Source organism: Synechococcus sp. OH20, assembly GCF_047502685.1.
Lineage (GTDB): Bacteria > Cyanobacteriota > Cyanobacteriia > Thermostichales > Thermostichaceae > Thermostichus.
This window is the reverse complement of the sequence record NZ_JANSIQ010000042.1, coordinates 1-21,900: the sequence shown is the minus strand read 5'-3', so window position 1 is coordinate 21,900 and position 21,900 is coordinate 1. Positions and strand designations below refer to the sequence as shown.

Sequence of the window (21,900 nt, the reverse complement as noted above, 5' to 3'; positions counted from 1 at the left end):
CTAGGTTGCTTCGGGATCCCTCAAGTGGCCCTTCCAAGATAGCCAAGTCTTTCCTCTTCTCCGGCACCCCTTGCGATGGGGAGAAGACAGACTTCTGCTGCAGCACTAGAATCGTTAATGTTCCTTAACTTTTGTTGTTTTTCGACTCGCCAATTTTGGGCAGAGTCTCCACCCACGCTGCACACAGAGGGGATGAGATGTCCGGCCAAAACGAAATCCATGTGGTGGGGGCGCGGCAGCACAACCTCAAAAACCTCGAGCTGCGGATCCCGCGCAATCGCCTGGTGGTGTTTACCGGCGTCTCCGGCTCTGGAAAATCTTCTCTGGCCTTCGACACCATCTTTGCCGAGGGGCAGCGGCGCTACGTGGAGTCCCTTAGCGCCTACGCGCGGCAATTTCTGGGGCAACTGGACAAACCGGATGTAGACCGCATCGAGGGCTTGAGCCCAGCCATTGCCATCGACCAAAAGTCCACCAGCCACAACCCCCGCTCCACGGTTGGCACCGTGACCGAAATCTACGACTACCTGCGGCTGCTGTATGGGCGGGCCGGGATCCCCCACTGCCCCCATTGTGACCGGGTGATTGCCCCCCAGACGGTGGATCAAATGGTGGACCAGATCCTGGCCCTGCCGGAGCGGACGCGCTTTCAGTTGCTTGCGCCCGTGGTGAGGGGAAAAAAGGGCACCCACGCAGCGCTCTTGCAAAGCCTGCGCCAGCAGGGGTTTGTGCGGGTGCGCATCGACGGCCAGGTGCGGGATCTCAGCGAGGAAATTGAGTTGGCCAAAAACAAGGCCCACACCATTGAGGTGGTGGTGGATCGGCTGGTTAAGGGCCCCAACATCGCAGAGCGGCTGGCCGATTCCCTGACCACCTGTCTGCGCCAGTCGGGGGGACTGGCGGTGGTGGAGCTGTTGCCCCGTGAAGACGAACGGGAACACCTGCTGCAAAAAGTAGCCGAGGTGGCGGGGCAGTACCTCAACGGCAAGCCAACGGAGCTGATCTTTTCGGAACAATTTGCCTGCCCCGAACACGGCTCCGTGCTGGGCGAGCTGTCGCCGCGGCTATTTTCCTTTAACTCCCCCATTGGCGCCTGTCCCGTCTGTCACGGCCTGGGCTTTGAACCCATCTTCGACCCCGACCGGATCGTGCCGGATCCCAAGCTCCCCCTCTATGCGGCCATTGCCCCCTGGGCGGAGCGGGAGAACCCCTACTATCTGGCGCTGCTGGCGGGGGCTGCTAAGGCCTTTGGCTTTGAGCTCAGCAGCCGCTGGTGCGACCTTACCCCCGAGCAGCAGCAGCTCCTCCTCTACGGCAGCGACCAGGAGATCTACGTTGAGGCGGAATCCCCCCAGGGGAGCCGGGGCTACTACCGCCGCTTTGAAGGGGTAATCCCGCAGTTGCAGCGGCACTACCAAGAGACCACCGCCGAAACCTACCGGCAAAAGCTGGAGACCTACCTCACCTACCGCCCCTGCGCTGCCTGTGGCGGATCCCGGCTGCGGCCAGAGGCCCTGGCCGTGCGCGTCGGTGGCTACCGCATCACGGATCTCACCGAGATCTCCATCCGCGACTGCCTGCAGCGCCTGGAGCAGCTCCAGCTTACCCCCCGCCAAGCGCAGATTGCCGAGCTGGTGCTGCGGGAGATCAAAACCCGGCTGCAGTTTTTAATTGACGTGGGCCTTGACTACCTCACCCTGGCCCGACCGGCCATGACCCTTTCGGGGGGCGAGGCGCAGCGGATCCGACTGGCCAGCCAGATTGGCTCCGGCCTGACGGGGGTGCTCTACGTGCTGGACGAACCCTCCATTGGCCTGCACCAGCGGGATAACCAACGCCTCTTGCAAACCCTATTCCGCCTACGGGATCTGGGCAACACCTTAATTGTGGTGGAACACGATGAAGAGACCATTCGCGCCGCCGACCACATCGTGGACATTGGCCCTGGCGCTGGCATCCACGGCGGAGAAGTGGTGGCCCAAGGATCTCTAGCCGACATCCTAGCCTGCGAGCGCTCCCTCACCGGCGCCTATCTGTCGGGGCGGCGGCGGATCCCAACCCCAGCTCAGCGGCGACCTGGCAAAGCTGTCTCCCTCAAGCTCACCGATGCCCACAAAAACAACCTCAAGCACATCGATGTGGAGATCCCCCTGGGCAAGCTGGTCTGCGTCACCGGCGTCTCCGGCTCCGGCAAGTCCACCCTGGTCAACGAGTTGCTCTACCCTGCCCTGCAACACTCCCTCGGCCAGAAGGTGCCTAAGCCAACGGAAATGGGGGAGCTACACGGCATTGAACACATCGACAAGGTGATCGTCATCGACCAATCCCCCATTGGCCGCACCCCCCGCTCCAACCCCGCCACCTACACGGGCCTCTTTGATCCCATCCGCCAAGCCTTTGCCCAGACTCTAGAGGCCAAGGCCAGGGGCTATCAATCCGGCCACTTTTCCTTCAACGTCAAGGGGGGGCGCTGTGAAGCCTGCAAAGGGCAGGGGGTGAACGTGATTGAAATGAACTTCCTGCCGGATGTGTATGTTACCTGCGAGGTGTGTGGGGGCAGCCGCTACAGCCGCGAGACCCTCCAGGTCAGGTACAAGGGCAAAAACATTGCCGAAGTCCTAGACATGACGGTGGGGGAGGCGCTGGAGTTTTTTGCCGCCCTACCCCCTGCCGCCAAGATCCTGCAGACGCTGGCCGATGTGGGCCTTGATTACATCAAGCTGGGTCAGCCCGCTCCGACGCTTTCCGGCGGGGAAGCGCAGCGGGTGAAGCTGGCGGCAGAACTGGCCCGCCGCTCCACCGGCAAAACCCTCTACCTGCTCGATGAACCCTCCACCGGCCTGTCCTTCTACGACGTTCACAAGCTCTTGAATGTTCTGCAGCGGTTGGTGGATGCGGGCAACACCGTGCTGGTGATCGAGCACAACCTGGACATCCTCCGCTGTGCCGACTGGATTATTGACCTGGGGCCGGAAGGGGGCGACCAGGGCGGCCAGATTGTTGCCGTCGGCACCCCTGAGGAAGTGGCCGAGCAGCCGGGATCCCATACGGGGCGCTACCTAAAGCAGGTTTTGCAACGACATCCCCCCGGCCACTGAGTAACTCAGGGTTACTCTGAGCCTTTTGCCCGTGTGGCATGATGATCCAGAAGGAAAAGGTTCGCATCCTCCCCAAGGGTAGAGCCAAAGAACTCCGTCCCGCTAAAGTGCTCCGCAGTGCTGACGCGAACGGTAGACCATATATGCCTGGAGTAGCCGGAGTCCTTATGGTAGGGCAGACCCTGGGTGGCCGCTATCAGATCTTGGAAGAACTGGGATCCAGCGGGCAAACCTACCTGGCCCAAGATGGCCATCGCCCTGAACAGAGCTGGGTGGTGATCAGGCGTTGGCAACCTCGCTCTCCCAAGGGGGAAGAGCCCTCTGCCGCCCGGCAGCGATTTGAACAGGCAATGGCGCTGTGGGAACGCCTGGGATCCCATGAGTGTATCTCACGCCTGCTGACTTATTTTGAGCAAGAGGGAGATTTTTACTGGGTAGAAGAGTGGATCGAGGGGCAGACTCTGGAACAGGCCCTGCGCCAGGCCACTGAGCAAGGTCAGCCTTGGACAGAAGCTGAGGTGCGGGCCTTTTTGCAAGATGTGCTGCAAACCTTGGCCTTGCTACACAGTGAGGGGGTAAACTGCTGCAACCTAGAGCCCTCTCGCCTAATCTGTCGCCGGGCGGATGGCCGCTGGGTGGTGTTGGGCTTGGGCTGCTGCAACTCTGGGCCCGAGGCTGCCGACAGCGATCTGGAGGCACTTGGTCTCATCGCCATACAGGCCCTCTCAGGGATCCCGACCCACAAGCTGTTTCGCGACCCGTTGACGGGGGAGCTGCGCTGGCACGATCTGGCTCCTACCAGCGCTCCTTTTGCCGCTTTTTTGGACTGCCTGGTGGGTTGTGACCCGCGGCAGCGCTTTGCTTCGGCAGCGGCAGCTTTGGCCGCTCTCCAGGCTTTGCCTCTGGCAGAGGGCGTCTCTCCCGGCGCTGAGATCCTGCCCGACCCTGTTGCCGCCGCTCCCTTACAGGAGCCGACTACGCCGCCGCGTTCCTCGGTATCACTGCGGGCGCGTTTCTGGATCCCACCACTTTGGGCGGGGAGTAGTCTGGCGGCTTTGCTGGTGCTACTCGGAGTTGCTGCCTGGCAACTGGCGGCCAACCTCAGCCTGTGGGGAGAGAAGGCAATTGTGCCCAGGGACTCTGTCCCGCCCGCGGGAACGATGGCAAACTTGGGATCCGCTGGGCTCAAAAGCTTCAGCTCCCCAGAGCAGCCGCCCAATCCCTCCAGGACTGGATCCCTATCCTCTTCCAGCCCTGCCCTCAACCTAGCTGACTGGGCCAAGTCCTTGCGGCTCAAGGCCACACTGGAAGGCCCCGCCGCTATCACCGCTCTGGCCATCAGCCCGGATGGAGATCTCCTGGTTGCCGGGGGAGACGACGGTGTCATCCGCTTTTGGGATCCCCAGGCTGGCCAACTGCTGCAGAGCTGGGCAGGCCACGAAGGCTCGATTGAGACGCTGGCCATCAGCCCCGATGGTACCTTTTTGGTGAGTGGGGGGGCCGACAAGACGGTGCGGGTTTGGGATTTGGCCCCTGCCTTGCCGTCGCGGGAAGGGGTGCCACGGCTGCAGTTGCAGGGCCACACCGAGCTGATCAACAGCGTCGCCATCAGCCCCGATGGCCGTTGGATTGCCAGCGGCAGCGCCGACCGTACCATTCGCCTTTGGCAAGCTGAGGATGGCCAGTTGGTGCGCACCATCGACAGCGCCGCCCACCCGGTTACCCAGGGGTCAGGCATTACGGCGGTGGCCTTCGCTCCCTCTGGGGTGGCGGAAAAAAGGAGCCCGCCCTGGATCCTGGTGGCCGCCAACGGGGATCCCACCGTTCATCTTTGGGATCCCGGCAGCGGGGCTTTGTTGAAAACCCTGGAGGCTGACTACCCCATCGAGCAGGTGCTCCTCAGCCCCGATGGCCGCCACTTGCTCGCCGCCAGCGCTTCCGGCATCTGGATCTGGAACGTGGGCACGGGATCCCTCGAGCGCACTCTGGCCCAGCCCTTGTCTGGCTTGGCCACCCTTGCCCTCAGCCCCGATGGCCGCCTGCTGGCCAGCGGCACCGATCACCGCGCCCAGCAGATCAAACTCTGGGATCTGGGCAGCGGCAAAGAGTTGCGCACCCTGGGCGGCCAAACTTGGATGGTGAGTGCTCTGCTGTTTGGCCCCAACGGGCAAACCCTTCTCAGCGGCGGTGCCGATGGCGCCATTCGCATCTGGGGGCCAGAACATCCTGCCTCAGAAGGGGACTCAGCCTTGAGGAATCGAGCCAGGTAAAATACTCCACGGAGAAGGGATCCCAGCAGCATGGGCAGAGTGGTCATTATCGGGGCAGGGCTGGCCGGCTTAACCTGCGCCAAGGTGCTGAGCCAGGCGGGTTGGAGCGATGTCCTAGTCCTGGAAAAAAGCGACGGCCCCGGCGGGCGGGTGCGCACCGACGCGGTGGAGGGCTTCCGTTTGGATCGTGGCTTTCAGGTGCTGTTTACCGCCTATCCCCAAGTGCGGCGGCATCTGGATCTAGGCCAGCTCAATCCCTGCCCCTACCGTCCGGGAGCGATGCTGGCCCAACCCGGTCGCTGCTGGCTGTTGGGGGATCCCCTGCGGGATCCGACCAGCATTGTCCCTTCCCTCTTCAACCCCTTGGCCAGCTTTGGCGACAAGCTCAAGGTGCTGCAGTTGCGGGCGGAGCTGGCGCGGCGCACCCCAGAACAGGTTTTCCAAGAAGGACTGGGGGGATCTGACCGCTCGGTGCGGGAGTTCCTAGAGGAGTACGGATTTTCCCAAAAGATCTGCCAGCACTTCTTCTACCCCTTTTTCCGCGGCATTCTTTTGGATCCGGATCTGGCCAGCAGCGCCCGCCTCTTTGCCTTTTATTTCAAGATGATGGCCGAAGGAGCCATCGTCACCCCGGCGCTGGGCATGGGAGAGATTGTCCGCCAACTGGCCGGCCACCTTGCCCCAGAGCAGATCCGCTACCAAACCTCGGTGGAGCGCATCCTGGTGGAAGAGGGAAAAGTGCGCGGGATCCGCACCGCCAAGGGCGAGGAGATCCCTGCCGAGTGGGTGGTCTGCGCCACCGATGCCCCTCAAGCGCGGGCCTGGCAGGCCGAGCTCTGCCCTCAAGCTGCTGCGCCCATCCCCACCCAGGGACGGGCGGTGACCTGCCTTTATTTCTGCGCCCCCTTTTCCCTGACCCGCGGTGCCTACTTGTACCTCAACGCCAGCGGCCAAGGCTGGATCAACCACTGGGTGCAGCTCACCCGCCTCAGCCCGGCGCTGGCTCCTGCCGGTCAGCACCTCTATTCGGTGACAGTGCTGGGGGATCCCCCTTTGGGCGATGAGGAGCTGGCCCAAGCCTGCCGGGCCGAGCTGCAAACCTATTTTCCCAAAGCCCCCTTGGAACGATTGCGCCTGCTGCGGGTGTATCGGATCCCTTTTGCCCAGTTTGTCCAGCCGCCCGGTTTTCAGCAGCACCTGGTTCCCACCGGCAGCGGCCTGCCGGGCCTTCTCTGGGCTGGAGAATACACCCACCAGAGCAGCCTCGAGGGATCCCTGCGCAGCGGCGAACAAGCGGCGGCCTGGATTTTACAAAAATCTTCTGTATAGCAAGACACAGACTTTGACTTTCTTAATCCCCTTCTCAGCCCAAAAAGGGGGATGGCGTGGTATCAAGGGGGTGGTTGCCACAGGGATCCCTCTACCATGCAAAGCGCTACTCTTAACCCGTTTTTCCTTCTGCAGCGCTCGTTTGAAGTTGTAGGCCCCGTCTATGGGCCGCTGTTGATCCTGGCCTCTCCCGGCTTTGTCATTCCCATCGTCGCAGAGCTGATCCCACTTTTTGGGGGGATCCTCAATTTGGCCTACAGCCTAATTGTTGCTCCCATCCTGGCTGGCGCAGCCTTTTGGCTGGTGGATCAGCACCTGAAGCGGCAAGCTCCCCTGCTGGGCAGCAGCCTCGACCGGGCCCTCTCGAAGGCAGTGCCCCTGGTTTTCGGCAGCATTCTGCTGGCGCTAATTGTCATGCTTGGGATGCTGCTGTTTGTGCTCCCTGGTATCTACTGGGGGGTAAGGCTGGTTTTCACTCTCTGTGCGATTGCCCTGGAAGGCAAAGGTGCCACGGAAGGTCTGGGCTACAGTTGGAACCTCGTCAAAGATCGCTGGTGGGGCGTGTTTTGGGCTTTGCTGGCCGTGGGCTTGATCTCCGGCATCCCACTCCTGATTTTGTTTCTTGTTGGGGGGATCCTGGGAGCTGCCTTGGGTGCGGTTGTGGTTGGAAATGCTGCCGTCACAGCAGTTGCGCCCATCCTCGATATCTATACGGTGCTCCTGTTCCGATCCCTGCAGCACTTGAAGGGGCAAGCGGCCTCCTGATTGCGGCGTTTGTCTCGGATGGCAAAAAAGGGGAGCTCTCACCCCTGGCCCCTCTCCCAGGGGAAGTCAGCCCAAGCGCTCCGCGCCGCTCACGCGACCACCCCCAGCCCCTCTCCCAGGGGGAGAGGGGAGTAATGCCAGAGAGCTCTGCCGAATCTCTAGTTAGGGAGAAGGGCGCTCCAGGATGCCGCCTCCCAGCAGGAGATCCCCGTGGTACCAGACGGCGGCTTGGCCAGGGGTGACGCCAAATTGCGGCTCGGCAAACTGTAGCTTCACCCGCTCCGGCGATTTTGGGATCACCATAGCCGGCACCGGTGGGGTACGGTAGCGCACCTGCACTTCCACGGCCAAGGGTTCTGCCGGCGCAGGGATCGAGACCCAGTTCACCCGCCGCACCCACGCCTCAGCTTGGGTGGCTTCTTCCCGCTCTCCCACTACCACGCGGTTCATGGCCGCATCGATGCGCACCACATAGAGCGGACGGGAAGAGGCAATCCCCAGCCCCTTGCGCTGGCCGACGGTGTAGTGGTGGATACCTTCGTGATATCCCAGGACTCGCCCCTGGGTATCGACAATTTCCCCCGGCCTTTGACCCAGGTGCTGATCCAAAAAGTTGCGCATCGAGCCATAGGTCTCGATCAAGCACAGATCCTGGCTTTCGGGCTTGTTTGCCGTAACCAAGCCGTAGCGCGCAGCAATCTGACGGGTCTGGGCCTTGGTGTACTCGCCCAGGGGGAAGAGGCTGTGGGCCAGGTGCTCCTGGCTGAGGTCGTAGAGAAAATAGGACTGATCCTTCTGCCGATCCACCGCCCGCAGCAGTTGATAGCGCCCCAGCTCGGCCTCAAAACGCACCCGCGCGTAGTGGCCGGTGGCGATCTGAGAGATGCCCAGCGTCTCGCGGGCATAGGCCAGCAGGGGGCCGAACTTCACCAGCTTGTTGCATTGGGAGCAGGGCAGCGGTGTGATCCCCTCCCCATAGCCGGCCACCAGGTAATCGACAATGGCGGCCTGAAACAGCTCACGGCTATCCACCACATGGTGGGGGATCCCCAATTGCTCACAGATGGCAGCAGCATCCACCAGGCCGTCGGTGCAGCACTGGCCTTTCCCCCGCATCAGCCAGAGAGTCACTCCCTCCACGGCATAGCCCTGTTCGTGGAGAAGGGCCGCCACCGTGGAGCTGTCTACCCCCCCAGAAAGGGCCGCCACAATGCGGGGCCGAGAGGGGGATCCGGCTATCTCCGGAGCAACTAGAGGATGGGGGCTGGTAACCATCACAGCAGGGGATCAGGAAACAACAAGGGTCGGCAAATCCTCGCCTCCCTACACCAGGCCAAACCCGGATTTCCAGCTTAGCTTGCTTCCGAATCGGCTGGCCGGGATCCCGCCTCAGGCGTGGGTTCTGGGAAGCCCCTTTGGCGCAGCCGCCGCAGCGAATCCAAAGCCGCCGCGGCAACGCTATCGTGGGGATCCCTGGCCAGATAGTTGAGAGCAGAAACACTCTTGGGCGAGGGCAGATTTCCCAAGGCCTGGGCCAGCCGCTGCCGCACCAGCCAATCTTCCGACTGGGCAAACCGCAGGATGTGATCCAAAGCCCGCAGATCCCCCAGTTCTCCCAGAGCTGCAATGGCCGCCTGCTGCAGCAACACTTCCGGCCCCTCCAACGCCCGCAGCAGCACCTCATAGGCCCGTGGATCCTTCAGGTTGCCCAGGGCCACGGCGGCGCTGAAGCGCACCAGCCACTCCACATCTTCATAAAAAGCCCGCACCAGGGCCTCAAAAGCCCGCGGATCTTCCAAGTAGCCCAGGGCGCCTGCCGCATCGGCGCGAATGCCGTAGTCCGGGTCTTGGGTGAGGATCTCCAGCAGCTTGGGCAGACAGGCGTCCGTCTGCTTGATCCCCAGGGCAAAGACGGCAAAAGAGCGCACCTGCAGGTTTTCGTCGTCGATGACCTGCAAAATCAGCGGCACCGCCTGCTCCGCTGGCACATCCCGCAACTGGGCCAAGGCCACCATGCGATCCGCAGGGCGTTGGCTGCGCAAGCGTTGGGCGATTTCCTCCAGACGAGCGGGGTTGACAGGATCCAGAGCAGAGACAGTCATGGCCTTAACAAATGTTTACAGTCTCTCTTCATTATGGCAAATTGGGCTGCGCTCGGACAGGGGCCGGCTTTGAGGTCGGGATCCCTATCGACAGGGGCTGAGGCTTTGATTGGGAAATCCTAGCATTGTTGCCGAAAAAAGCAGCTCGATGGAGCCCCATCCCCAAGATTTTGGCTATTTTGGTGATGCGAGGCTCTCTGCCGGTGGTCTCTATGCTGAAATCTTCGCCTGGTCGCCAACTGCTCTCACTTGGGATCCTCCTGTTGTCGGCAGGGGGCATGTTGTGCTTGTCCCCTCGTTTGTCTTCTGCTTTGGCCAACGGACAAGCAGTTCCCGAAGCGGAACTGGCGCTGCAGCCGCTTTTGCCGCTGGGATCCCGCATCCTCCGCTCCCGTCGGCTGAGCGACACAGCAGCCGAGATCTGGGTGGAGTCGCGCGGCGGCAGCAGCCCCGTGATCATGCGGCTGAATGCCTCAGGCCGTTGGGAACAGGACATGAACGCTACTCTGGCGCGGGGAGCCAGCCAGATGCAGGCTCTTGCCCGGCAACAAACGGCAAACCTGCCCGACGGTTTTGGCCAGACCGCTCCTGACCAACCGCCGCCGGTGCCTTCTCTTCTGCAAACCACCCAAGCTGCCTCTAGCCTGATCCCACCGGTGGATCGGGAGCAGGAAACCCAGCGGGCCTTAAGTGGAGCCGGACGGGCGGATCCCTTTGTGCCCCAAAACGTGCGTGCCCCTGAGCCAACCCTTGACCTGCCACCTCTGCCTCCGCCTCCGGAACTGCCTCCGCCCGGTGGCGAAGTGCCCGTAGCAGTGGCCACGCCGCTCCCGACGCCCACTCCTGACCCGGCGGCCTTTGCCCGCAGCGTGCAGGTTTCTGGGATGATCCAGATTGGTGGCGAATCCTTTGCTTTGGTTTCTGGCCCAGGCGTCATCCCTTCTGTGGTGCAGGCCGGGCAGAACTACCAAACTGCCAAAGTGGCCGGAGTATCGGTGCCAGAGCGACGGGTTGTGCTCTCGGAAGGAGGCGAGACCGTCGTGAAGACAATGCAAGACACCACTGTGATTGTGGGTGCGCCCTAGCCGTGGCTATTCCAGAGCCCAGCGGTTTGATCTATTCTCCCGCCTCTGGGCAAGGGATTTTTCCAAAGTCAAGTCTAAACTCCCCTCTCCCTCTGGGAGAGGGGTTGGGGGTGAGGGAGTCTGGGAAAATCAAAAACGAGGCTCGCTGTTGAGGCGTGACGGCTGCTGTTTTAAATAGCGCAAGAACTCCCGCAGTTCGGCCTCATTCAGTTGGTGGCGAGATTTTTTCTGGAAGCGACGCTCCAGGAACTCTTGTCCTTCCTTGCGGCCCCAGCCAATACGCTGCATCTCGACATCTGTTTGAGCAATGATGTCTGATAGATCATCTCCATAGGCTCCCGGCTCGCTCAAGCTGGGCAATTCTGAGGGAGTCGGCTTCGCAGGGATCCCTGTTGGCTCAGGGGCTTGAGGGGCAGGAGAAGAGTGGGTGCGCCCATTGGCCAAGGCCAAGTCGGGAGTTGGCAAATAGGGCAGCCTGGTGGCAGCAGAATCCATACCCAAGCTCAAGGAAGTTGCGGAATGACCGAATCCTGCATGGTTTAAAGCGCGCTTCAGCGCAGCATCTTCCGCTTCTTCTACTGTGTTGGAGCCGGCAATACCACTGCCCAGAACCGTGTTGTTCACCACCACCTGGGCTTTGACAATGTAGATCCCTTCTTCTACGCGCAACAGATCGGTGAGCAAACTGCCCATGGGGTACCGATCTCGAAACTGTTGAATCATGTTTGCGCCGAAACCTGTCGCTGCTCGGGGCTTGACTACAAGCTAGCTTGAAAGTACGCCTCACATCCAGATCTCAATGCCTCAATCTCGAATCAACATCGGCTAAAGATGTCTACCGAGCAGATCCCAACAAGAAGAGAAGTCTTTCCCAACAGTCAGCGTTCGGCTCGACAAGGGTATGCTATGGCCAAGGGATCCAGTTGCCAAGGTTGCCCTGAGTGGCTGGCTTGGAAAAGGAAAACTGATTTATTATCGCTGCACAGCAAGGCATAACGGAGAACCATGGCTAGCGATACAACCGGGGTCAGCTCAGCCAGTTTGGGGCAGGCAGCCATTCGAGAGCGCAATTATGGCACTGCTTTGCAGTTGCTGCGGCGGGCTTATCGTGCGGATCCCAGCCCGGAGAATGCCCGTTGGCTGGCCACCGCCTACGAAGAAGCGGGGTATGCCCAATTGGCCGCCCTCTATCGAGAATTGGCCCAAGAGCGCAGGGAGACTCCCAAAGCAATTCAATTCCAAGCCCCCAAACCTCCCGGCACCCTTGCAGAACTGAAGCAACCCCCTTCTGAACCGCCGGATCGCAAAACCATTCCCTTGCCCCAGCCGATCCCACACCCAACCCCACCGGCATCCTCTCCGGATCAGCCGGTTTGGGTCTACAAGCCCGCCCCCATTGACCCCAAAAGCATCAGCCGTCAAACGCCCCTTCGATCTCAAGCCGCGGAGCCTGCCCCTTCCCCTCAACAATCGGCGGAGAGGAGCAACTATCTGCCGGTTCAACACGCCCCGGATTTACAAAACCCGCAGCAGGGATCCCCCTTCCTGCGGCGGCTGAACCAACTGCATCGCCAGTTTAAGGATCGGCCCACGGCGGAGCTGGCTCTGCAACTGGCGGAAGCCTACGACGAGCAGAAGAACTTCAAAGAGGCCCAGCGCTACTACCGAGAGGTGTTGGATCTGGATGATTCCTGGCTGTTGCGACCAATGGTGCAGGAGCGCCTGGAAGAGCTGCAGCAACTGCAGGAGCAGGGTTCTTTGGCGGATCCCTCGGCCCAAAGTTTGCTCAAGCTGGCCGAGAAGTTGGAGCAGGAGGGGGAAATCGCCCGGGCCGAGCAAGTTTACCGCCAGGTCCTAAAAATGAATGCCACCCTGGATGTTTATGCTAAGGCTCGCAAGGGGCTAAATCGGCTCTATCCGGACGGAAAGCGGTGAACGGCAGACCCTCGCATTTCCCCTGAACCGTCACAATTCGGAAGCAGCTTCTCCTCAAAATGGATCCCGCGGGTCGAGGGCATCTCGCAGACCATCCCCCAGCAAGTTAAAAGACAAAGAGGTGAGCACCACCATCAGGGTGGGGGCTAGCACCAGCCAAGGCTGCAGAATGATTACCGAAGCATTGGTGGCCAGCGACAGCATATTTCCCCAAGAGGCATCCGGCTGTTGGATCCCCAGGCCGATCAAGCTCAGCACCGACTCCGCCACGATGTAGCCGGGCACCGCCAAGGTTGCCGAGATCACCACGTAGGTGGTGGTCTGAGGCAGAATATGCCGCACCAGCAGATACAGGGATCCGGCCCCGGCCACCCGCGCCGCCTGCACAAAGTCTCGCTCCCGCAAGGACAGCACCTGGCCCCGAATGACCCTGGCCAAGCCCGCCCAACCCACAAAAGAGAGGATGGCCACAATCACCAAAAAGCGCTCGGCATTGCTGAAGGGCACGCCGGTCAGCGGGTTCACCTGCAACACCGCCGCCAGCGACACCAGCAAATACAGGGTTGGGATCGACATCAACACCTCAGTCAGCCGCATCAGCAGCGTATCCACCCAGCCGCCGAAGTAGCCGGATATGGCCCCCACCAGCAGGCCGATGGGAAAAGAGATGCCGATGCCCACCAGGCCAACAAACAGGCTGACGCGCCCGCCATAGACCAGACGGCTGAAGTAGTCGCGGCCCTGATCATCCGTGCCCAGCAGGTGCAGCCGCGCTACCGGCAGCCCTTCCTCTGGCCGCAGGGGGACGGTGCCGAACAAATGTCGATCCCAGGGGATCAGCCCCAGCCAACGGTAAGGGGTGCCGGCCACAAACAGGCGGATCCCGGCGGGACGGCTGCTATCCACCAAAAGCGGACGTTCGCCCGTTTCCAGATCCACCGGCCCCTGGCGGGTGGGGTAAACGTGGGGCCCCAGCCAAGCGCCCGACTCATCCCACAAGTGAATGGCGGTGGGGGGCAAAAGGGATCCCCCTGGCTGCGATTCCAGCGGGCTGTAGGGGGCAACAAACTCGGCAAAAATGGCGCAGACGTAGAAAAAAACGAGAATGTAGGCTCCCACTTGAGCCCAGCGATTTTGGCGCAGCCGTTTCCACCACTGCATGAGGCCAGGATCCCGGTTGGGCGAGTTGCCAGAACGAAGTTGGCTTTTAGTGTAGCTAAGCTTTGGGGTTATTTCGAAGACACTGCCCACGCCGTCCAATCTTGAACGGATCCCCCTAGCCGGCCAGGGAATAGCTGGGGCTGCAGGGGGCCATCATTTCCATCCGAGCTGCGGCGATGGTCTGCGGCAGCACCCCCACCAGCCGCGCCAAAATGTCATCCGGCAACTGCTTGACCAACTCCGCAGAGAAAAACTCCTCCAAGCTAAAGAGCAAAATCCGCGCCCGCTGGGCCGGCAAAGGATTATCGGTGATCTGCTGCAACCAGCGCATCCAGTGCAGCCGCTTGGTATAGGCGTTTTGCCGCTCTTGATAGCTCTGGGGATGCAACAGAGCCACATCCCCAATCGGGATCACGCTGCTCGACTCCACATCCAAGGGCCCCCCCACCGCAGCGCCCGGCCCGGCAAACTCGGCATGAAACGTCTTGCAGATGATCAAGGCGTTGTGCCGCTGCGGATCCACCATCAGCAATTGGCCGCTGCTGAGGCTGCGAATCAGTTGACCTGGCTCAACCCACTGAACCAGGCTATGGCTGTTGGGAGAGGGCTCGTTCATACCTCTTTAAGATATCTCAGCTCCCCTTCCCCTTACATGAGATCTTCAACTTTCGCAGCTCTGCTTGACCAAATCTTCATAGATTGGGGGGAGAGGGCCAAACGTGGCCTTCCCCCAAGCTACTGGCGGGGGGTTTGGATCTCGCCGACAACCCGAATGGCGATCCCTTCGCCGGCCTGGCAGCGGCCAATGCGGCGAGCATAGGAGTAGCCGGCGCTGTGGAGCTCTTGCAAAAGCTCTGCGGTGAAGGCGGGATCCACCGCCAGCAGTAAGCCGCCGCTGGTTTGCGGATCCGACAAGAGCAACTGCTGCCACTCCGGTAGAGAGTCGGCCTCTACGCCTTCATAGCTTTGCCAGTTGCGGCGGGCTGCACCTGGGAAGATCCCCGCCTCCGCCAAGGAGAGGGCCTCGGGCAAAAAGGGAATAGCAGCCAGATCCAACTCGGCGCTTACCCCTGAGCCACGACAGACCTCTAGCAAGTGTCCCAAGAGGCCAAACCCCGTTACATCGGTTAGGGCGTGAACCTGGGGTCGCCGCGCCAGTTGCGGGCCGATGCGGTTGAGCTGGGTCATCACCTGCAAAACCTCGGCGTAGCCCGCTGCGCTAAGCTGACCCTTTTTTAGGGCGGTGGTCATCACCCCGATCCCCAGCGGCTTGGTTAGGATGAGGTCGTCGCCGGGCTGAGCCGTGGCGTTGCGGCGGATGTGCTGCGGGTGGGCCAGGCCTGCCGCCACCAAGCCGAAGATGGGCTCGGGCGAATCGATGGAGTGCCCCCCGGCCAAAGGGATCCCGGCTTCCTGACAGATCTGGATTCCCCCGGCCATGATCTCCCGAATAGCCGACAGGGGCAGGGTGTTGACCGGCATACCCAGAATGGCGAGGGCGAGAATGGGCGTGCCCCCCATCGCGTAAACGTCAGAGAGGGCGTTGGCTGCAGCAATGCGGCCAAAATCCACCGGATCGTCCACGATGGGCATGAAAAAGTCGGTGGTCAGGATCAGGGCCTGCTCGTCGTTGAGTTGGTAGACGGCGGCATCGTCGCTCGTTTCAGCCCCCACCAACAGGGCCGGATCTGACCAAAGAAGAGGCAGCTCCCTAAGAATCTGCTGCAGCAGCGCCGGGGCAATTTTGCAGCCGCAGCCGCCGCCGTGGGAGTACTGGGTGAGGCGAAGGGGAGTCTCCATGCAAGCAAAGGGAGAAAACGTCGGCCTGACTTTACTGTAGCGGCAGCTGGCGGCAACTGGAAAAAGGGGCGCTGGGCTAAGGTTGAAGAGATCCCTCTACCCATAGCGTTGCCATGTCTTTTGTCCCCTTGCACTTGCACAGCGAGTACAGCCTTCTGGACGGGGCTAGCCAATTGCCGCGTTTGATTGAGCAGGTGGTGGCGATGGGTTTGCCAGGACTGGCCCTGACCGATCACGGCGTCATGTATGGGGCCATTGAGCTGGTGAAACTGTGTAAAAGCAAAGGGATCAAGCCGATTATTGGCAACGAGATGTATGTTATCAACGGCGATATTCGAGACAAAAGCCGCAAGTATCCCAAGTATCACCAAGTGGTTCTAGCCAAAAACACCCAGGGCTATAAAAACTTAGTGAAGCTAACCACTATTTCCCATCTCCACGGCGTTCAAGGCAAGGGGATCTTTGCTCGCCCCTGCATCAACAAAGAGTATTTGGCCCAATACAAAGAGGGGTTGATCGTGACCAGCGGCTGTCGAGCTGGGGAAGTGCCCCAGGCCATTTTGCAGGGGCGGCCAGAAATTGCCCGCCAGGTTGCCGCCTGGTATCAAGAACAGTTTGGAGATGATTACTACATTGAGATCCAGGATCACGGCTATCGGGAAGACCGCTTTGTCAATGTGCAATTGGTGCGCATTGCTCGCGAATTGGGGATCCCGATCATCCTCACCAATGATAGCCACTTCATCTCCTGCTGGGATGTGGAGGCCCACGATGCCCTGCTCTGCATCCAAACAGGCAAATCTCTTACCGAGAAAGATCGCCTTCGCTACAGTGGGACGGAATACCTGAAAAGCCCAGAAGAAATGCGCCGCCTCTGCCGCGATCACCTGGAGCAAGAGGTGATCGATGAAGCCATTGCCAACACCCTCAAGGTGCTGGAAAAGATCGAGGGCTATGACCTATTTGGGGAAATGCGCATGCCCGACTACCCGGTTCCACCGGGCCATTCTGCCGATAGCTATCTCACCGAATTGGCCTGGCAGGGCTTGGCAAAACGCTGCGGCGTTGCCTATCCAGATCAGATTCCAGAAAACTATCAGGAGCGCCTGCGCTTTGAACTAAGCATCATCCAACAAAAAGGCTTCTCCAGCTATTTCCTGGTGGTTTGGGACTACATTCGCTATGCCCGCGAGCACGGGATCCCAGTAGGCCCAGGCCGTGGTTCGGCAGCCGGATCCCTGGTGGCCTATGCCCTGCAAATTACCAATATTGACCCCGTCAAATATGGGTTGCTCTTCGAGCGTTTTCTCAACCCAGAACGGCAATCGATGCCGGATATCGATACCGATTTCTGCATCGAGCGGCGGGGAGAGCTGATCGACTATGTAACCCGCAAGTATGGTCAAGAGCGAGTGGCCCAAATCATCACCTTTAACCGCATGACTTCCAAAGCTATTCTCAAAGATGTTGCCCGGGTGCTCGATATTCCCTATGCCGAAGCCGACAAAATGGCAAAGCTGATCCCGGTATCGCGGGGTAAGCCTGCCAAACTGGAGGAGATGATCGGCGAGAGCACGCCGGCTCCAGAGTTCAAAGAAAAATACGAGAAAGACCCAACCACTCACCGCTGGATCGAGCTGGCCCGCCTGTTGGAAGGCACCAACAAAACCTTTGGGGTTCACGCTGCCGGCGTGGTCATCGCCAAGGATCCCTTGGATGAGATCGTGCCCTTGCAATACAACAACGAAGGCCAAATTATTACCCAGTACTCGATGGAAGATATTGAGTCTCTGGGCCTGCTGAAGATGGACTTTTTGGGGCTGCGCAACCTGACGATGATCCAGCGGGCTGTGGAGCTGATTCGAGAGCACAGAGGGGTCACCATCGACCTGGATAACCTACCCTTGGATGACGAGAAAACCTACCAACTTTTGGAAAAGGGAGAGCTGGAAGGGATCTTCCAACTGGAATCTTCTGGGATGAAGCAGGTGGTGCGAGAGCTCAAGCCTTCCAACTTAGAAGACATTTCCTCGGTCTTGGCTCTTTACCGACCGGGGCCATTGGATACGGGCATGATCCCAGACTTTATCGATCGCAAACATGGCCGCAAGCCGGTAACCTATGCCCACGATCTCCTCAAGCCAATCCTTCAAGATACCTACGGCGCCATTCTCTACCAAGAACAGATCATGCGCATTGCCCAGGACATGGCCGGCTATACCCTGGGCCAGGCCGACCTGCTGCGGCGGGCGATGGGGAAAAAGAAAGTTTCCGAGATGGAGCAACAGCGGGAGCAATTCGTCCGGGGAGCTTTGGAGCGAGGTGTGGCCAAGGAAGTGGCCACGGAACTATTTGACCAGATGGTTGCTTTCGCCGAGTATTGCTTCAACAAATCCCACTCTACGGCCTATGGACTGATTACTTTCCAGACAGCCTATCTCAAGGCCAATTATCCAACAGAATACATGGCGGCGCTGCTTTCTTCTGTGGGAGGGGATCAAGATAAGGTGCAGCGCTATATCACCTATTGTCTGTCGATAGGGATCCAGATTCAACCGCCCGATATCAACCGCTCTGGGCTGGATTTTACCCCCCAAGGATCCAGCATTTTGTTTGGTCTAGGGGCGGTGAAGAATGTGGGTGAGGGGGCGATTCAAAACATCCTGGCTGCCCGCCAGGCGGGGGGCCCCTTCACCTCTTTGGCCGACTTTTGCCAGCGGGTGGATCTGCGCCTGGTTAACCGTCGCGCCATCGAGTCGCTGATCTGTGCAGGCGCTTTTGATTGTATTTCCCCCAACCGCAAGCAATTAATGGTGGATCTGGATCCCATTCTCACCTGGGCGACGGAGCGGGCCAAGTCCAAAGCCATTGGTCAAGCCAGCCTATTTGATTTGTTGGGCAGCGACAGCAGTGATGGCCAGGGATTTATGGAGGCGCCGCGGGGGCCTGCTACCGAAGATTTTCCAGCGCCAGAAAAGTTAAGGCTGGAACGGGAGCTGTTGGGTTTTTATGTTTCGGATCACCCGCTGCGACGGATTCAAGAGCAGGCGCGCCTGTTGGCTCCCGTTAACCTCTCGGATTTGAGCGGCTACGCAGCCGAGACTTCTGTAGGCATTCTGGCCCTAGTGACTGCCATCAAAACCGTAACCACCAAGAAAGGGGATCGCATGGCCATTGTGCAACTGGAAGATCTCACCGGCAGTTGCGAAGCGGTGATCTTCCCCAAGACTTACGAACGTTTGCGCCATCGCCTGGAGGTGGATCAACGGCTATTGATCTGGGCCAAGGTGGATCAGCGGGATGAACAGGTGCAATTGATTGTCGAGGACTTACAGCCAATTGAATCGGTGAGTTGGGTTACGGTGCAACTTCCTCTGGAGGCTGCCGGAACTGTAGAGGAGCGACGCCGTCTGCAAACATTGCTTGCCCGCCAACGCTCGGAAGCCAAGGAAGAAAATCGCATCCCCGTTGTGGCGGCCATCGTCGCCCCTCCCCACACGCTCTGGGTGAGGCTGGGATCCCAATTTTGGGTTAAAAATGCCCAGGCTGCAGTTGAGGCCCTCCGCCAAGCTGGCTATACCGCCCGCAGCGAAGCGCTAGCCTCTTAAGCCGTCAACCCAACTGTCGTTCCAGCCAAGTGCGTAACTGGGTCACGGTTAGCCGCGGCGAGGGGCGGGGCAGAGATCGTTCGGGATCCCCCGCCAAGCTCAGCACGGGAACCTCCAGCTGGTAGCGCTCCCACCAGGTGGGGTTAGTGGTGATGTCGCGGATTTCCAACGTGGCGATCTCAGGGATCTGCTGCAACTTCTCCGCTAGGCCCTCGCAGAGGTGGCAGCCGGGCTTGCTGTAGAGGATCAAGGGCGGCCAAGGCATAGGGGATCCCTAAAGGCTGACAGTACAGGCCAGACGACGGTGCTGCAGCGAGGGCATCTGCCGCCGGATAAGCTGCAGGCGCTCCGGGTCGATCTCGGCAATGGCCACCCCTGGTTTTTCGCCGCCGGCATCCGCCAGGATCGTCCCCCAAGGATCCACGATCATGGCGTGGCCATGACATTGCCGCCGCTCGTAGTGGGTGCCCACCTGGGCGGGAGCAATCACGTAGCAGGTGTTTTCAATAGCGCGACACTGCAGCAAAACCTGCCAGTGGTCCCGGCCCGTGTAGGCGGTAAAGGCGGCGGGGATCAACAGCACCTGCGCTCCTCGATCCACCAAGGAACGATACAGCTCCGGAAAGCGCACGTCGTAACAAACCGATAGACCTAGCATGCCCAGCCGCTCTTCCTGGCAGACCACCACCTCGTTGCCGCTCACCACCGTGTTCGACTCGCGGTAGGTGTTGCCGTCGGGCAGGTTGACGTCGAAGAGGTGGATCTTGCAGTAGCGAGCCAGCTCCTTGCCCTCGGGGCTGTAGAGGGCGGCGGTGTTGTACACCTTGCCTTGTCCATCCGGCACCGGGTATCCCCCGCCCAGCACGAATACCTGGTAGCGCTGGGCCATCTTGGCCAAAAACTCCTCGGCCCGCTGCGCAATCTCTAGGGCAAGGCGAGCTTTTTCTTCCTCCGGCCCCATGAAGGCAAAGTTTTCCGGCAAAGCTACCAGCTCACATCCCCGCCGCGCCGCAAAGTCAATCCACTCCTCTGCCTGTTGTAGGTTGCCGGCCAGATCGGGGGTGCTGGTCATCTGAAGGGCGGCTGCCAAATAGGATCGCATGGGGAAACTCCAGGAAAACTCAAAGGATCCAGCCGTCTAGCCCACCAGGTGCCACCAGCCCAACGCAGGCCCCACAAATCGCACCACCACCCAGACAATGGCCAGGAGAATAATGCCGGCCCAAGCGCCCCGAGTTGTCCAATTGTAGATCGTGCGGGCTTGGGCTTTGGTGAGAGGAATATCTTTGAGCTGGGGAAACAGTAGCTCTTGGTCAGGGTCGGGGCTGTTGCGGGTTTTGCGGCGCTTTGCTTCGCCCATAGGCTGGCCTCCAATGGTTTTGGCACAGTCGTGACTTTCATCTTAATTCTTCTGTGCCTCTCCTAGCTGGTGGGGTTGCGACTGCTGGGTCGGCTGAAGGTTTTTTAAGGGCACTTTGTCGGTGCCGGGGTTCTGGGCAAGAAATTTGGGAGCCTAACTAGAGGCGCTGGTGTAAAAGCGCAGGGCAAAGCGCCAGAACAAATGGGATCCGACCAACAGCCCCGCCGCCAGCAGGGCGGATCCCACAAGCCACGGCCACTGGGCTCGTCCCAACAGGGTTTCTGCCGGCACCGTGGTCAAGAAAGCCACCGGCACAACGAAGGTAAAAAACAGCCGATAGGCCACCGGATAGGCCACCAGGGGGAAGCGCCCCGCCTCTACCAAGCCCCGCAGCACCTCGGTGACGTTGTAGATCTTGACAAACCAGATGCTGGTGGCCCCCAGCATAAACCAGAGGCTGTAGAGGATGACCAATCCCAGGAGCAGGGGCACCAGACCCAAAACATAGGCCCAGGCCGGCAGCCGCAACTGGATCCCGGCGTAGAGAATCAGCACCAGGCCAAAGCCGATATCCACCAGGCCCCAGGGAGAGAACACCCGGGTTGACAGCCAAAACTGGCTACTAATGGGCTTGAGCAAAACAAAATCCAGAGTGCCCTCCTGCACCTGCTGCACGATGCGGTTTAAGTTGACGTTAAAGAGGCTGGCCGACACCCCCTGCAAGATGGTGAACATGCCCAAGACGAGGAGCGCCTCCGGCCAGCTCCAACCCCCCAGGCGGTGCCCCTGCTGATAGAACAGTGAAAGCCCAAACAGAGCTGACCCCAGGCCACCCACGCTGCTGAGGCTGGCAAAGAAGAAATTGGCGCGGTACTCCATTTCTGCCGCTACAGAAGTGCTCCAAAACAGCCACAGCACCCGCAAGTAGCACAGCATTCGTTCTCTCTCCAATCTCAGATGAACTACCCCACCGCGCAGGCGGGTGGGGTTTCCCCATCCGCTTTACGGCGAGATTTTTGTCTCTTCCTCTGCCCCAGTTGCTTCATCGTTCCCGTGTACCGGGTCTCTGAAGTAGAGCTGAAGCATCCAAGACTCACGAGGCGGGTTCCCAGCCCCGGTTGCTGTTCGCGGCAGCGGGACGGAGTCCAATTAGTAGCAACGTTGTAGAAAACCATCACCGTTCCCCTGTCTCGCGGTATCGCAAACCCACAAGCAGAACAGACATGGTAACGGTTACTTGGCTCTGCCCACTCCTTGTGAATCGCACCGCACTGCGGACAGCGCTGAGACGGCTTAAGGGTTTGCGTGGGAAGAAACAAGACCAGACCACCTTTCTGCTCAATTTTGTAGGTCAGCAGCCGGTTGAGGGTTGCAAAACCTACCGACA

18 protein-coding genes are annotated in these 21,900 nt (G+C 60.1%); 7 read left to right on the top strand and 11 right to left on the bottom strand.

Going from position 1 to position 21,900, the window contains the following annotated elements; genetic code table 11:
• Positions 1 to 197 precede the first annotated feature (197 nt).
• The 4 genes from uvrA (at position 198) to NW826_RS09540 (ending at position 7,462) form a co-directional block, all read left to right on the top strand.
• A complete protein-coding gene (gene uvrA, locus NW826_RS09555) occupies positions 198 to 3,098 on the top strand; it encodes an excinuclease ABC subunit UvrA (RefSeq protein WP_414510004.1) in 2,901 nt (966 codons plus the stop codon).
• 167 nt (positions 3,099 to 3,265) lie between these two features.
• Positions 3,266 to 5,368, top strand: a complete 2,103-nt coding sequence (locus tag NW826_RS09550) for a protein kinase domain-containing protein (RefSeq protein ID WP_414510003.1) — start codon at positions 3,266 to 3,268, stop codon at positions 5,366 to 5,368.
• Positions 5,369 to 5,398: 30 nt separating this feature from the next.
• Positions 5,399 to 6,697 (top strand): FAD-dependent oxidoreductase, encoded by a 1,299-nt coding sequence (locus NW826_RS09545; protein ID WP_414510002.1) that lies wholly within the window; start codon positions 5,399 to 5,401, stop codon positions 6,695 to 6,697.
• A 96-nt stretch (positions 6,698 to 6,793) separates the two neighbouring features.
• The gene (locus NW826_RS09540; RefSeq protein WP_414510001.1) at positions 6,794 to 7,462 is read left to right on the top strand and encodes a glycerophosphoryl diester phosphodiesterase membrane domain-containing protein; all 669 of its coding nucleotides are present in this window, start codon (positions 6,794 to 6,796) and stop codon (positions 7,460 to 7,462) included.
• 162 nt (positions 7,463 to 7,624) lie between these two features.
• On the opposite strand, the gene mnmA is transcribed toward NW826_RS09540, so the two are convergent.
• Both mnmA and NW826_RS09530 read right to left on the bottom strand, forming a co-directional pair.
• Entirely contained in the window at positions 7,625 to 8,737 is a 1,113-nt protein-coding gene (gene mnmA, locus NW826_RS09535) for a tRNA 2-thiouridine(34) synthase MnmA (protein WP_414336169.1), read from the bottom strand.
• Between the two features lie 77 nt (positions 8,738 to 8,814).
• A complete protein-coding gene (locus NW826_RS09530) occupies positions 8,815 to 9,564 on the bottom strand; it encodes a HEAT repeat domain-containing protein (RefSeq protein WP_414347654.1) in 750 nt (249 codons plus the stop codon).
• 185 nt (positions 9,565 to 9,749) lie between these two features.
• Here NW826_RS09530 and NW826_RS09525 point away from each other — a divergent pair, with 185 nt between their 5' ends.
• Positions 9,750 to 10,649 (top strand): hypothetical protein, encoded by a 900-nt coding sequence (locus tag NW826_RS09525; RefSeq protein ID WP_414510000.1) that lies wholly within the window; start codon positions 9,750 to 9,752, stop codon positions 10,647 to 10,649.
• A 129-nt stretch (positions 10,650 to 10,778) separates the two neighbouring features.
• Here the strand turns inward: NW826_RS09525 and NW826_RS09520 are convergent, their stop codons facing one another.
• The gene (locus NW826_RS09520; RefSeq protein WP_414509999.1) at positions 10,779 to 11,342 is read right to left on the bottom strand and encodes a hypothetical protein; all 564 of its coding nucleotides are present in this window, start codon (positions 11,340 to 11,342) and stop codon (positions 10,779 to 10,781) included.
• Between the two features lie 312 nt (positions 11,343 to 11,654).
• Between NW826_RS09520 and NW826_RS09515 the strand changes: the two genes are divergently transcribed.
• Complete coding sequence (locus NW826_RS09515; RefSeq protein WP_414509998.1) at positions 11,655 to 12,584, top strand: hypothetical protein; 930 nt, start codon at positions 11,655 to 11,657, stop codon at positions 12,582 to 12,584.
• Positions 12,585 to 12,638: 54 nt separating this feature from the next.
• On the opposite strand, the gene NW826_RS09510 is transcribed toward NW826_RS09515, so the two are convergent.
• From NW826_RS09510 to selD, 3 genes are all read right to left on the bottom strand, one after another.
• On the bottom strand, positions 12,639 to 13,745 hold the full coding sequence (locus tag NW826_RS09510; RefSeq protein WP_414335586.1) for an ABC transporter permease: 1,107 nt from the start codon (positions 13,743 to 13,745) through the stop codon (positions 12,639 to 12,641).
• 115 nt (positions 13,746 to 13,860) lie between these two features.
• Positions 13,861 to 14,361: a hypothetical protein gene (locus tag NW826_RS09505; protein ID WP_414509997.1), complete on the bottom strand. Its 501-nt coding sequence runs from the start codon at positions 14,359 to 14,361 to the stop codon at positions 13,861 to 13,863.
• A 119-nt stretch (positions 14,362 to 14,480) separates the two neighbouring features.
• The gene (gene selD, locus NW826_RS09500; protein ID WP_414509996.1) at positions 14,481 to 15,545 is read right to left on the bottom strand and encodes a selenide, water dikinase SelD; all 1,065 of its coding nucleotides are present in this window, start codon (positions 15,543 to 15,545) and stop codon (positions 14,481 to 14,483) included.
• 113 nt (positions 15,546 to 15,658) lie between these two features.
• On the opposite strand from selD, the gene NW826_RS09495 reads away from it, so the two are divergent.
• Positions 15,659 to 19,153: a DNA polymerase III subunit alpha gene (locus NW826_RS09495; protein ID WP_414509995.1), complete on the top strand. Its 3,495-nt coding sequence runs from the start codon at positions 15,659 to 15,661 to the stop codon at positions 19,151 to 19,153.
• 4 nt (positions 19,154 to 19,157) lie between these two features.
• On the opposite strand, the gene NW826_RS09490 is transcribed toward NW826_RS09495, so the two are convergent.
• From NW826_RS09490 to NW826_RS09470, 5 genes are all read right to left on the bottom strand, one after another.
• Positions 19,158 to 19,418: a glutaredoxin family protein gene (locus NW826_RS09490; RefSeq protein WP_414347284.1), complete on the bottom strand. Its 261-nt coding sequence runs from the start codon at positions 19,416 to 19,418 to the stop codon at positions 19,158 to 19,160.
• A gap of 9 nt (positions 19,419 to 19,427) precedes the next feature.
• Positions 19,428 to 20,255, bottom strand: coding sequence for a carbon-nitrogen hydrolase family protein (locus tag NW826_RS09485; protein WP_414368802.1), 828 nt, complete (start codon positions 20,253 to 20,255; stop codon positions 19,428 to 19,430).
• 36 nt (positions 20,256 to 20,291) lie between these two features.
• Positions 20,292 to 20,513: a DUF2839 domain-containing protein gene (locus tag NW826_RS09480; RefSeq protein WP_414337619.1), complete on the bottom strand. Its 222-nt coding sequence runs from the start codon at positions 20,511 to 20,513 to the stop codon at positions 20,292 to 20,294.
• A gap of 153 nt (positions 20,514 to 20,666) precedes the next feature.
• Positions 20,667 to 21,449 (bottom strand): ABC transporter permease, encoded by a 783-nt coding sequence (locus NW826_RS09475; RefSeq protein WP_414509994.1) that lies wholly within the window; start codon positions 21,447 to 21,449, stop codon positions 20,667 to 20,669.
• Positions 21,450 to 21,475: 26 nt separating this feature from the next.
• Positions 21,476 to 21,900, bottom strand: a 425-nt coding sequence (locus NW826_RS09470) for a zinc ribbon domain-containing protein (RefSeq protein ID WP_414509993.1), incomplete at its 5' end; no start/stop codon positions are given.

Bases quoted from the DNA above. Each gene is read 5' to 3' on its own strand.
- NW826_RS09510 (WP_414335586.1), bottom strand. From the start codon at position 13,745: ATGCAGTGGTGGAAACGGCTGCGCCAAAATCGCTGGGCTCAAGTGGGA.
- NW826_RS09485 (WP_414368802.1), bottom strand. From the start codon at position 20,255: ATGCGATCCTATTTGGCAGCCGCCCTTCAGATGACCAGCACCCCCGAT.
- NW826_RS09520 (WP_414509999.1), bottom strand. From the start codon at position 11,342: ATGGGCAGTTTGCTCACCGATCTGTTGCGCGTAGAAGAAGGGATCTAC.
- NW826_RS09495 (WP_414509995.1), top strand. From the start codon at position 15,659: ATGTCTTTTGTCCCCTTGCACTTGCACAGCGAGTACAGCCTTCTGGAC.
- NW826_RS09505 (WP_414509997.1), bottom strand. From the start codon at position 14,361: ATGAACGAGCCCTCTCCCAACAGCCATAGCCTGGTTCAGTGGGTTGAG.
- NW826_RS09530 (WP_414347654.1), bottom strand. From the start codon at position 9,564: ATGACTGTCTCTGCTCTGGATCCTGTCAACCCCGCTCGTCTGGAGGAA.
- NW826_RS09550 (WP_414510003.1), top strand. From the start codon at position 3,266: ATGGTAGGGCAGACCCTGGGTGGCCGCTATCAGATCTTGGAAGAACTG.
- selD (WP_414509996.1), bottom strand. From the start codon at position 15,545: ATGGAGACTCCCCTTCGCCTCACCCAGTACTCCCACGGCGGCGGCTGC.
- NW826_RS09545 (WP_414510002.1), top strand. From the start codon at position 5,399: ATGGGCAGAGTGGTCATTATCGGGGCAGGGCTGGCCGGCTTAACCTGC.
- NW826_RS09475 (WP_414509994.1), bottom strand. From the start codon at position 21,449: ATGCTGTGCTACTTGCGGGTGCTGTGGCTGTTTTGGAGCACTTCTGTA.
- mnmA (WP_414336169.1), bottom strand. From the start codon at position 8,737: ATGGTTACCAGCCCCCATCCTCTAGTTGCTCCGGAGATAGCCGGATCC.
- NW826_RS09525 (WP_414510000.1), top strand. From the start codon at position 9,750: ATGCGAGGCTCTCTGCCGGTGGTCTCTATGCTGAAATCTTCGCCTGGT.
- uvrA (WP_414510004.1), top strand. From the start codon at position 198: ATGTCCGGCCAAAACGAAATCCATGTGGTGGGGGCGCGGCAGCACAAC.
- NW826_RS09540 (WP_414510001.1), top strand. From the start codon at position 6,794: ATGCAAAGCGCTACTCTTAACCCGTTTTTCCTTCTGCAGCGCTCGTTT.
- NW826_RS09490 (WP_414347284.1), bottom strand. From the start codon at position 19,418: ATGCCTTGGCCGCCCTTGATCCTCTACAGCAAGCCCGGCTGCCACCTC.
- NW826_RS09480 (WP_414337619.1), bottom strand. From the start codon at position 20,513: ATGGGCGAAGCAAAGCGCCGCAAAACCCGCAACAGCCCCGACCCTGAC.
- NW826_RS09515 (WP_414509998.1), top strand. From the start codon at position 11,655: ATGGCTAGCGATACAACCGGGGTCAGCTCAGCCAGTTTGGGGCAGGCA.